The 12,712-nt window shown below is 71.5% G+C and carries 2 protein-coding genes; one reads left to right on the top strand and one right to left on the bottom strand.

What is annotated here, in order from left to right; all coding sequences use genetic code 11:
* The first annotated feature begins 31 nt into the window (after positions 1-31).
* Positions 32-1,222: a beta-1,3-glucanase family protein gene (locus ACN27F_RS31420; RefSeq protein ID WP_421439080.1), complete on the top strand. Its 1,191-nt coding sequence runs from the start codon at positions 32-34 to the stop codon at positions 1,220-1,222.
* Between the two features lie 97 nt (positions 1,223-1,319).
* Here the strand turns inward: ACN27F_RS31420 and ACN27F_RS31415 are convergent, their stop codons facing one another.
* Complete coding sequence (locus ACN27F_RS31415) at positions 1,320-12,440, bottom strand: LamG-like jellyroll fold domain-containing protein (RefSeq protein WP_421439079.1); 11,121 nt, start codon at positions 12,438-12,440, stop codon at positions 1,320-1,322.
* Positions 12,441-12,712 lie beyond the last annotated feature (272 nt).

Here is a 12,712-nt window from a genome sequence, read left to right as displayed (position 1 = left end):
ACCGTCCGATTATCGACCGGAAGGGCTCCTCATGGTTGTCCGAAGAAGGCTGCTGGCCGCAGCAGCCGCTCTGATCACCGCCGTCCCGACCACCGCCCTTGTTGCCGCCGCACCCGCCCAGGCCGTCGGACCGGCACTGCTTCCGGTCACCGTCACCAACAGCACCGGCCGGGCCGGCCCCGTCCACCTGTACGTCATCGGCGTACAGCTCTCCTCCGGCCGCCTCGGCTACGTCAACCAGGGCGGCACGTTCATCCCCTGGTCCGGCGGGCAGATCCCGCCGTCGCCCGCACCCGACGCGTCGATCCCCGGGCCGACCAACGGTGGCAGCACGACGGTCCGCTTCCCGCGCGGCTTCTCCGGCCGGGTCTACTTCTCCCTCGGCGAGAAGCTGAAGTTCTTCCTCACCCCGACCGGCCTGGTCCAGCCCGCCCCCTGGGCCGGCGGCGACCCCAACCGCGACATCCTGTTCGACTGGAGCGAGTTCACCTACAACGACGCCGGACTGTGGCTCAACAGCTCCCAGGTGGACATGTTCGCGGTGCCGCACGCGGTCACCGTGACCGGCGCGGGCGGCGTCACCAAGCGCACCGGTGACGTCGTCGCGGGCGGCCGCAACGCGATCATCAACGGGATCCGGTCCCAGTCCGGCTGGGCCAACACGGTCCAGACCCGGGGCGACGGCACCGTGCTGCGGGTGCTCGCACCCGGCAAGGCGACCGGCGCCGGCCTGTTCAGCCCCACCTACCTGGACTCCTACATCACCTCGGCGTGGAACACGTACACCAGCCGGACGCTGACCGTCGTACCGTTCGGCGACCGCCCCGACATCCGCTACTACGGCCGGACCTCCGGCCGGGTGATGACCTTCACCAACGGTGCCGGCCAGGTCGTCGCCTCGTTCAACCGGCCCTCGTCGGCGAGCGTATGGGGCTGCGACGGTGACCTGCCCGCCCCCAACGACCAGGTGGTCGGCCCGATCTCCCGGACGTTGTGCGCCGCGCTGAACCGGGGCACCCTGGGCACCATCCACACCCAGCCCAGCACCAACGCCGCCGAGTTCTACCGCAACACCCCGACCAACCAGTACGCCCGGATCATCCACGCCAACATGCGCGACGGAAAGGCGTACGCGTTCGCCTTCGACGACGTCGGCGCGTTCGAGTCGCTCGTGCACGACGGCGACCCCCGCTCCGCCGGAGTCGTGCTCAGCCCGTTCTGACCGGCAGATCGCGCGAACCCGGCGGGTGTGCCCGGAGATGAGTCCTCCGGGCACACCCGCCGGGCCGTTTCCCGGGCGGAACTGGGCCGACCGGCAGCTATGAAATCAGCGCATAGAGCTCGCTGGCAGCTTTGCGCCTGTTCATCGCCACAGCGTCCGCCGTCACTTCCTCCAGCACTCCCAGACGAACCAGGTCGTGGGCTTTCCGGCTCAGGAAGTACTGGGTGCCACCACCGGCCTGGCCGAACCACGGGGCGGCGGTTCCCGCTTCGACGATGGTGTCCCGGAGCACCACGTACTCGTGGAACACGCCAAACCTCTTCTCGATGGGCAACGCTCGCTGCTCGAACAGCACATCCACCGGCGACACGTACCTGCCGTCCTCGCTGCCGTACCGGTTGATCCGGGTCCCCTTCTTCAGGATGGTGGACCGGCTGCCACCCTGGAAGCCCTTGTTCGGCGGCCAGACGATGTTGTTGGCTGCGTCGCGGCCGCAGCTGCAGGCGGCGGGGTGGGCCGGGTTCTGACCGCCGCAGTTGTGCACCAGCACCGGGGTGTCCTCGGCGAGGACGTAGTAGGTGTGCACACCGGCGACGGTCAGGTCGTTCATCAGTGCCTGTCCGACGTAGACCTCGACGTCGGACACCTGCTGGGTGCCGGCGCCGTCGACGTCGTACAGACGGTCACCGGGGCGGAGGTCGGCGGCGTCGGTCCACCGGTCGCTGTCGGCGTTCCAGAAGGGGTGGTGCGCGGTGGTGTGCACCACCGTGCTGTCCCCGGTGACGGTGTCGGTCACCGTGACGTCGACCAGGTCACGGTCGTCGTTGCGGTACAGCACCCGCACCGGCCGGGCCGTGGTCGTCCCGGTCACCGGGTCGGTGGCCAGGACCTCGTCGTCCAGTTCCACCTCGGAGATCGATGTGCTGGTGCCGTCGGCCATCCGCACCCGGGTGTCGGGAGCGAAGCTGTGCCGGGTGCAGCCGCGTGCCGCGTCGGCCACGTCGTCGGCCCGGCCGCCCCCGGCGCGGGCAGCGTCGTCGACGTGCTCGGCGACCTCCCGGCTGCCCCGGCTGGTGCCGCGGCTGGTGGCCTTGCCGGCCGGCTTGCCCAGCGACCGCACCGCGGCGCCGGCCCGACCGGCGGCCTTGCCGGCGGCGGTCTTGCCGATCCCGCCGGCCGCCTTCCCGAGGGCCCTGGACGCCGCCGAGCCCATCATCGGCATCGCGGCACCGATACCGCCGGCGAGGCCGCCGATCGCGGCGTCCTGCAGCAGATCGAGACCACGGTGCCCCTGCATCGCGCCGGTGACCACGCCGCCGATGGCACCGGCGGCGACACCGCAGGCGACGGCGCCGACCCCGGTCCAGCCGACCGCGACCATGCAGGCCGCCTCGACCACCATGCCGACCAGCGCGCCGACGATGTCGGCCTGGTGCTCGACCACCCAGTCGCGGGCCGCCATCGCCCACTGGCCCACCCGGTCCGCGGCGCGTTGCGCGGCGGACTTGATCATCTGTCCGGCCTGCTCGAGTTGTTTGAACGCCTGGGACATCGACTGCTTGAGATCGTTCACCTTCTCGGCCAGCTGATCTCGCGCCTGCTGCACCGCCTCGGCCGCCCGGTTCGCCAGATCGTGGATCCCGTTCACGGCCTGGTCGACCAGGTTGTTGATCCCCTCCGTCACCGTGTTCCAGGTGTTCTTCACTGCGGAGGTGGCCTTGTTCCAGGTCTTCGTCACCGTCTTGGTGACCTTGTTGAAGGCCTTGCGGAACCGCTTGCCGAAGTGGCCGGTGGGGTCGGTGACGGTCAGCGGGTTGGCGTCACCGTACTGGTAGCGGTTGGCCCGCACCGGGTCCGGCACCGGGCTGACGGTGACGCTGTCGCGGGTGTCGAACTGGCCGGTGGCCGGGTCGTACCAGCGGGCGTGCATGTTCACGTGCCCGGTGGCCGGGTCCGTCCACTCCGACTGGTACCCCAGGTTGCCCACCACGCCGGTCGTGGTGACGACCTCGCCGAGCGGGGTGTAGGTGCTGGTCCCGGTGACGGTGGCGCCGGTGTCGTCGAGCTGGGCGATGACGTCGTCGTGCAGGTCGGTCCAGACCAACCGGCCCGCGCCGGTGCCCGCCCGGACCCCGGCCAGCACGCCGTCCGGGTCCCGTACGTAGGCCGCGGTGTCGTCGACGGCCAGGTCGTTGTCCAGCCCGGCGTAGGCGAACCCGTCCCGGGCCAGCCGGCCGAGGCCGTCGTAGGCGTAGGTCTGCACCCCGCCGCCGGCCGGCTGTCGGCTGACGACCTGGTCGAACGCGTCGGTCACCGTGGTGACCGTGCTGCCGCCGGTGGTGACACTGGAACGGCCGCCCCGGGCCGTGTACTGGTACGTGGCACCGGCGCTGTCGGAAACCAGCCTGTTGCGCTGGTCGTAGACGTAGTCCACGTCCCCGACGCCGATCCGGTTGCCGGCGGCGTCGTAGCGGTACCCGACCGCGGTGGTGCCGTCGTCCCACGAGGTCAACCGGTCGGCCCGGTCATAGGTGTACGTGTTGGTCACCGTGCTGCCGGCACGGGTGACGGTCTTGCTGGTCTCGTTGCCGTTGGCGTCCCAGCCGTACCCGACCGACGCCACCTCGGCGCCACCGGCCGACACCAGGGTGTCGCTGATCAACCGGTGCCGCTCGTCGTAGGCGAACACCCGCCGGTTGCCGCTGCCGCCGTAGGCCATCGACGACACCGCCGACATCGCGTCGTAGGTGTAGCCGACCGCGATTCCCGCGTCGGCGTTCGACAGCGACGCCAACCGGCCCGCACCGTCGTAGCCGTACGCGGTGAGACCGGCCGGGTCGCTGCGCGAGGCGAGCAGCCCGTCACCGGTGTAGGTGAACTCGGAGTCGCCGGACGGGCCGGCCACCTCCAGCGGCAGGCCCCGGTCGTCGTACCCGATGGTGTTCGTCCCGCCGACACCCGTGAACGAGGTCATCCGCCCGGCCGCGTCGTAGCCGAAGCTGCGCTCGGCGGTGTCGGCCTGCGCGCCCGACCCCGACTGCCCGGTCAACCGGCCCGCCTGGTCGTAGGCGAACGACCGGGTCACCCCGCCCGGCAGGTGCTGCCCGACCAGCTGACCGGCCGCGTCGTACACCATCGTGTAGGTGCGGTCCGCCGCGTCCGGGTAGGCGGCGGTGGCCGGTTCGATCTGCGACTGCGGCAGACCCCACGGGTTGTAGGTGGTGCCGAACGCGTTGCCGCGACCGTCGGTGAACCGGGTCTGGTTGCCGGCCAGGTCGTACCCGAACGACGTGTCGATGCTGACGTCCGCGTCCACCGGCTGCGACTGGGAGCGCAGCAGGCCGGTGGCGTCGTAGCTGAACCGGACCGTCGACCCGCGCGCGTCGGTGGCCGACACCGTGGCGCCCGCCGCGTCGTACGTCCAGGTCGACGTCGCCAGCGCGGGGCCGCCTGCGGCGGAATACTCCGCCGTGGTCACCGGCTGGGACAGCATGTCGTACGAGGTGACGCTGTAGGTGCCGTCCGGGTTGATCTGCTTGACCGGCCGGCCCAGCCCGTCGTACTCGGTGCGCGTGGTCTGCCCGGCCCCGTCGACGACGCTGTTCACCTGGCCGGCGGCGTTGTAGCCGTAGTGGGTGCTCACCCCGTCCGCCGAGGTCTCGCTGGCCACCCGGCCCGCCGGGTCGTAGGCGAGGGTGCTGGTGTGCACCTGCCCGGTCTGGCGCACCGTCGCACTGACACTGGTGACCCGGCCCAGCATGTCGTAGGTGCTGCCGGTCTGCGCACCGGTCGGATCGATCACCGACAACAGGTTGCCGGCCAGGTCGTAGCCGGCCGTCGTCGTCGCGCCGTCCGGCATGACCTGCCGGACCGGCCGGCCCAGCTGGTCGTAGGTGACGGTCGTGACGCGGCCCAGCGCGTCGGTGCGCGAGAGCACCTGGCCCAGGCTGTCGTAGACCACCGACTCCGCCGGCGCGACCGGGTCGGCACCCCCCGGCGGCGTGTATGTGGGCAGGACGACCTCTTCCGGTCGGCCGTTGGCGTCCACCCGGTACGTGGTCACCGCGCCGTTCTCGTCGGACTCCTCCACGACCTCGCCGAACGTGTTGTAGCCGATCTTCGCCACCGGCCGGGCGGTCACCGCCGCCGAGCCGTCACCGACCTCGGCCCGCACCGGCGGACCGGCCGTGAGCACCGGCCGGTCCGCCGCGTCGTGGTCCACATAGGTGCTGTTCCCGCGCGGATCCACCACCTCGACGGCCAGACCGCCGTCGTCGAGCACGTACGACGTGCGCGACACGCCGGCGCCGTCGGCCGGGACGGTGCCGTCGGCGACCCCGGCCGCCCAGTCCTCGTCGTAGGACACCTGCTGGTAGACCCGCAGGTCGGAGATCGCGCCGTGGAACATCCCCTGCGCGGAGCCACCGATCGACAGTCCACCGGAGGCGACACTGTGGTGCCCGGCGCCGCCGTAGCTGCTGATCTTGACGCCGTCGAGGAAGATCGTCCACAGCCCGGCCGCCGGGTTCACCCCGACCGCCACGTGCTGCCACGCGCCGGCCTGCACCCCACCGACGCCGAAGGCCCGGGAATAGGTGGCGACGGAGCCGTCGGCGGTACGCTCGGCCACCCTCGCCCGCCAGCCACCGACGGCGGCGTCGTAGTACAGGCGGAACGCGGGCTGGTCGCCCGCCGAGCCGGGCACCTCCAGCACCGTGCCGTCGCCGCCGGTGTCGTCCACCCGCAGCCACGCGGCCACCGTGTACGGCCGGGTGGTGTCCACCACCGACGCGGCCGTCGTGATCCGCGCGGACTCGCCGTCGAAGACGGCCACCTGACCACGCTCGGCGTCGGGCTCCCAGGTCACCCCGGTGGTCGTGCCGGGGCTGTTGCCGGCCGCGTCGGCGGCCACGGTGCCGTCGGTCTCGTCCAGCGGCCACCGGGCCACCGGCGTCGTCACCCGGTCCGAGCGGAACCGGGTCTGGGACACCTGCCGGCCCTGCACGTCGTAGGCGTAGTCGGTGATCTCCAGTGCACCGCCGGAGCCCCGGCGGGACTGGCTGGACAGCACCTGGTCGCCCGGCGACAGGGTCAGGTCGGTGATCCGGTTCAGACCGCCCGGGTCCAGCGTGCTGCGGTCCTGCCGGCCGGCCGCGTCGTACCGGTAGGCCGTGGTCGTCAGCCCGTTGTCGCGGCGCTGCTCGATCAGGTTGCCGGCCGCGTCGTAGCTGTTGGACTCCAACACGAACGAGGCGGTGCCGTCCGAGCGGGTCACCGACGCGGTCCGACCGTCGTCGGTGTAGGTGTACGACGTGATGTAGCCCATCGCGTCGGTGGTGGAGGCCAGCCGGCCGCCCGGGTCGTAGGTGTTCGACTCCACGACCAGGTCGACCGGGTCCTGCGGATCGTTCGGGTCGCCCCGGTAGTCGACCACCGTCCGGGACAGCAGGTTGCCGTTCGGGTCGACGTCGTAGACCGACACCACCCCGTCCGGGTCGGTCTGGCTCACCAGGTGCCCGTAGCTGTCGTACCCGTAGGCGGTGGCGTTGCCCTGCGGATCCACCTGCTCGACCCGCTTGCCGTACGGCCCGAACGTCGCGGCCGTGGCGCGGGTGGCGTCACCGCCGGTCAGGTCCCGCACCTCCTGCCGGACCAGGAACCCGTCCATCCCGTAGCCGTTCCAGGTCTGCCGGGTGTGCACCGCGCCGGTGACCCGGTTCGTCACCGGCGGCTCGGTGACCGTCACCACCCGGTCGACCGGGTCGTACGTGGTCGACGTGGTCCGCCCCTCGGGGAACGACGCGGTCACCACGGTCCGGCTGGTCTCCCGGCCCAGCCGGTCGTAGCCGAAGGTGGTCACCGCGCCGGCCGCGTCCACCGACTCGGCCACGTCACCGGCGGCGGTGTACCGGATCGTGCGCAACCCGCCGGACGGGTCCAGCACCTTCCAGGGCAGGCCCGCCGGCGCGAGCCCGTCGTCGACCGCGGCCACGCTCGTCCCATCGGTGTAGCTGATCGTCGTCGTACGGCCCACCGGGTCGGTGGTCGACAACAGGTTGCCGGCCGCGTCGTACGTGTAGGACGTCAGGTAGGTGTCGTCCGTGGCGCTGTCCGACCCGGGCCCCCGGGAGGCGAGCATCCGGCCGTTGCGCGGATCGGTCACGTCCCCGTCGTTCCAGTAGTAGCTGTAGTAGCTGCTGGAACACTTCTCGGCGGCCTGGTCCTGACAGGTCACCTGCTGGATCGTGTTGCCCCGCTCGTCCTGCACCGTGCGGGTGACGATCCCGTTCGGGTCGTACACCAGGCTGGTGAACCCGCCGGTGTCGTAGCCGTACAGCGTCGTGTGGCCCACCGCGTCGGTCTGCGCGGACTTGCGCCCGGTCATCAGATCGTAGGAGTAGGACACCTGGTTGCCACCCGGATCGGTCACCGACACGATCTTGACCGGGTTGGAGACCGTCGTCGTCCCCTCGGCCAGGCCCGCCGCGTCGACCGCGGCCGTACCCGGCGCCAGGGCCTGCGCCGGCAGCGAACCCGCCGCCGTCTGCGCCAGCGGCAACGCCGACGCCCCGCCGGACGCCGACCCCCCGCCGGACGCCGTCACCACCAGCGGAGCCGTGCCACCCACCGAGTCGTGGTGCAGCGCCACCTCGGCGGCGCTCAGCTGCCGGCCGTAGACCGCCACCTCGGCCAACGATCCGGTGTAGTACGCCATCGAGCCGGCGGGCAGCGTCGACCATCCGGTGCCCGTGTGCCCGGCGCCCAGATACCCGTGCGGCTGCGGGCCCGGCGTCAACGGCTGGCCGGTGCTGGACTGGACCTGCTCCCCGTCCAGGTACAACGTCTGGGTGGTGATGTTGTCGCCGGACAGGCCGTTGGTGGTCAGCACCGCGTGGTGCCACCTGCCGTCGTTCACCGCCTGCGCCGACCCCAGCGACAACGTCCACTGCTGGTTGAGCTGGTGGGTACGGCAGGTCCAGATGACCAGCTGGGTGCCGTCCGAGGTGGACGAGTTCGGGTCGTCGAGACACTTGCCCGAGTGCGGGTTGCGCCAGCCACCGTGGTGCGGCACCCACTTCTGGGCGGGTCCGGAGTGGCAGGAGTACAGCTGCACTACCGTGCCGTTGGTCGTGCCCGTGTCGTACACGTCCAGGCACTTGCCGAACTGCCGCAGCTGTTGCTGGTCGGGGAAGTACCGCCAGCTCTGCTTCGGCGTGCCGTCGCAGGTGCCGATCACCACCGGCGTGTCGTCGGCCGAGGCACCGTCCTTGATCTCCGCGCACTTGCCGGCGATCCCGGAGGTCAGCGGGGCGGTCGGCGTCGTCGACGGCGACGCCGCGCGCAACCGCCCCCGGTCGTCGATCCAGAGCACCGGCAGCCCGGTCGACGGCGCCGCGTCCAGTGCCGCGTTCTGCGTGCCCATCAGCACCTGGCCGGTTCCGGTGGTCCTGAACCACAGTTCCTGCGTGCTGGCGCCGGTCGGAGCGACCCGCGCGCCGGGCACCGACACCACCGACGACGAGCCGTCGAACGACGCCGCGCTGCCGTCGGCGAACGGGCCGGCCACCCCCAACGTCACCGCGCTGTAGGTGGCAGTGCCACCCCACGCCTCGTTGACCGCGTCGACTCCGGCGGCGTCGCGCAGCCGCCAGTAGTCGCTCGGCACCGAACCCAGCACCGAGGCGGCGTACAGCGCGCTGGAACCGGACACCCGTGGGGTGCCCATCGTCCACGTCCCGCCGTTGCCGTCGACCATCGACGACAGCCGGCCGGTGACCGCGTTCATCGACAGTTCCGTCAGCTGACGCCCGTACGCGCTGGTCACCCGGGACAGCTGACGGCTGGTGCCCACCGCCGTGCGGTACATGTCGCCGACGTCGGACGCGGTCAACGGGCGGTCGAAGACGGCCACGTCGGCGACCTGGCCGTCGAAGAAGCTCGCCTGAGCGGGGTCGCCGCCGCCGGTGCCGTCCGGTTGCCCCGGCCAGTCACCGCCGATGAAGCCGGCGCCGACGTACCGGTACGCCGCCCCGCCGTAGGCGTACATGTTGATCACGCCGTCGCTGCCGGCCACCCGCGCACCGTCGAGATAGAGCGCCTGGCTGTCACCGGCACCGGCCAGCACCACGTGATGCCAGTCGCCGTCGTCGACCGCCTCCGACGTCACCATGGTCGCGGCACCCGGCTCGGCGCGGAACTTCGCACGCAGCCTGCCGTCGGTGTCGACGTACATCACCGGGGTGTACTTGCCGGTCGTGGAGCCGGCGGTGATCGGATCGCTCTGGTACGAGAACAGCACCCCGTCGGTGGCCGTCGTCGAGAACCACAGGCTGATCGACTGGTACGCCCCGTCGGCGGCCACCTCGCTGGGCAGCCGCACCCGCGACGAGGTGCCGTTGAACGACGTGGCCGTCGACGCCGACCCGGGCCAGGCCGACGACAGCGACCCGCCGGTCGTGGTGTCCTCGTAGAAGGCGACGTCGGTGCCCCCGTTGTCCAGCACGCTGCTGGCCGCCCACGTCGAACCGGACGGTTCGTTCAACCGCCAGTACGACGACGGCGCCTGGTTGAGCACCGCGTTCGCGCCCTGGTTGGCCGAGTTGTCCCACTGGTAGTACCGGCACGACGGGGTCGGTGGACACATCCCGGTCAACCGGTCGTCGCTGGCGTAGGTGTACGTCCACGTGTGACCGCTGCCGCCGGCCGTCGGCGCGTCGGTGGTCACACTGGTCACGTGCGCGCCGGCCGACGGGCTCGCCGTGGCCTGCCAGGTCACCGTCATCGACCGTCCGGAGGCGTTGGTCAGCTTCGCCACCCGACCGTCGGCGTCGTAGGTCAACGTCAACCGCTGCCCGTTGGCGTCGGTGACCGACGTCAGCCGGAACACACCACCGCTCTCGCGCCGGTCGAAGGTGTACGTCGTACCCTGCTTGTTCCGCAGCTCGTAGCCGAAGAACAGGCCGTCCCCGACGATCCCGGCGAGGACCTCGTCCCGGCCCGGCGGCGCGGTGAACGACTCGTCGGCGTCGAGACCGAACGCCGCCACCGATCCGTCCGGGTACCGCACGGAGGCACCCATCCACTCATCGGAGGCGTCGACCAGCGAGGTCACCCGCGCGTCCAGCAGGCTCGACCAGCCGGCGCCGAACGCGCCGGAGCGCCGGGTGTCCAGGCTGTTGTACGAACGCGTGATCTCCAACGCCGGACCCACCCCGGCCACCTGCGCGTCCGTCACGCTGGTCGTGTAGTTGCCGATCTCCGGGTTGTAGCCGACCCCCGGGTTCTGCACCAACCGGGAGCCCAGCGCCGGCTGCGGCACCCGGGTGTGGAACGGGTACTTCGGATATCGCGCGCCGAAGATGTTCCCGCCGAAGGGGACCACCGACCACGAGTACGTCCTGTTCCACTCCAGCATCCCGGACGGGATCGGGAAGGACGCGGTCGACCTGGACGTGAACGACTCGCTGCTCGCCCTGTCGTAGACGACCTTCCCGTCGGCGTCGTACACCCAGATCGCGAAGCCGAGCAGCCCGACCACGTCCGGATCGTGCCCGACCACCAGCAGTTCCGGGGTCAACGTGGACACCACCGCCCCCGGCCCGGGATAGCGCACGTCCACCTGCGGTGGCACGTCGGCGGTCAGATCGAGCACCAGCTGCGGCGCGTACTGGCCCGAACCGTAGTCGGCCGAGGCGAACACCGCCCGCTGGGCCGGGTCGTCCTCGTCGGTCGTCAACGCCAGACCGAAGTTCTGTCCGCCGAGCGCCCACCCCTCGACCAGGGAGTACGCCGTGAACGTCACCCAGTGGCCGTTGGCCGGATCGGCACCGGTGTTCGCGCACACGCTGGCGGGCACGTCGTAGGACTGGGTGTACGTACCCGCGTCGATGTCCGGGCCCGGGTAGGAGACGGTCGCCAGCTCGCTGGCCGTCCACCGCTGCTCGACCGCACTGACGCTCAGGGTCGCCCCGGTGTCGCACGACGGCTGGTGCAGCAGGAACAGCTTCACGCGAGCCGCGTCGATCGTCGGCGTCGGGTCGGTCAGTGCCGACGAGATGTCGAAGTTGAGGAAGGTACGGGACGTGACCCCGTCCTCGTCGACGCCCACCTGCAGGTGGTCGCCGTTCTGCACGGTCGCGTCGGTGTCGGGGTCGCTGTCGACGAACACGTCGTCGTCCGGGCCGGCCGTCACGGTCGGGTCCACCCGCACCGGGAACACCCGCGCCGGATCCGTCAGCCATGCCCGATCGGCGACCATTTTGATCGCCGGCCCATCGTCGAGCTGGACCAGCTCCATCGTCACCGCCGACGATTGCGCCGCCCGCCCGGTGGCCGCGTCCACAGACGAGTCCCGCATGAACGCCGGTGGAATCGCGGCCGCCACCGCCCCTGCCCGATCGACCAGCTCGATCGCACCGTCTGCGCCGGACCGCGCCGACAATTTGTGCAGCGCCAGCGGAAACACCCATTCCGACCCGGCCGCGGGCGACGCCAACACCAGCGTCTCCTTCACGCCGTCCGGGCGCGCCACCACCTCCAGGTCGGTCCCCGGCAACACTGCCGGATAGGTCGCCGTCGTACCGTCCACCACCGCGTCGACCGCCGCCGCGCCGGCCAGACCCCACCGCACCGAGTTACCGTCGGGCAACGACAGTGCCACCAACGGGTCGGCTGCCACCGACGCCCGCGCCGCTGACGAATCCGTCGCCAGCGACACCCCCAGTGGGCTCTCCTTCGCCACCCACCGGCCGTCGCGGCGCACCAACGTCGGGTCGATCGGCCGCCACGACCCGTCATCCGCCCGGTAGTTGGTCGGCACCGTGGTCAGCTCGCTCGTACGCGAGCCGTCCTCGTTCACGTACACGGTCGTGCGCGACCGCGACGCGGCCGGGTCCCGCTCGCTGGTCTCCGGGTCGAACCGGCCGACCGTGACCGGGGTCGTCGTCCGCTGCACCACCGCTCGCCCGGTCAGCCCCGGCAGTCCGTCGACGAGCCGCTGCGTCTCCCCCGCGCCACCCGAGGCCCTCGTCCGCGCCGCATCGGCGTACCCGCCGCGCCCCGCGCCGTCGCCCGTCGGCGACGACGGCAACGGCAACGGCTTTGCACCCCAGGCCCACCCGGGCGACTGCGCCAACCGCGAGGTCAGCCAGCCCAGCGGGAATCCGCCGTCGGCCGGGACCGCGCCCGGCGGGATCCCCAGCGACAGCAGGACCGCCACCGCGATGACAAGCGCACCCCGACGCCGCCATGCCGACCCTCGCGGATCACCTGTTCGACGCCGGAGGTGGGGAGAACGGCTCAATCTCATCTGTGGCGGCCTTCCATGGATGAAGTGATGCGCTGGCCCGGGCCGCCCCACATACTCCGACATCGCTGGACGCCGACACTTGGGGAAGATCTGAGGAAACCTGAGGGAGATACGATCGACCGTGACGTTCGTCCTCGCGTAGCCAGGTGATGACTCCCTGCACCGCGCGCGCCTGGACGATT

The organism is Solwaraspora sp. WMMB335, from assembly GCF_049179075.1.
Lineage (GTDB): Bacteria > Actinomycetota > Actinomycetes > Mycobacteriales > Micromonosporaceae > Micromonospora_E.
This window is presented reverse-complemented; position numbering and strand designations above follow the sequence as displayed.

Bases quoted from the DNA above. Each gene is read 5' to 3' on its own strand.
- ACN27F_RS31420 (WP_421439080.1), top strand. From the start codon at position 32: ATGGTTGTCCGAAGAAGGCTGCTGGCCGCAGCAGCCGCTCTGATCACC.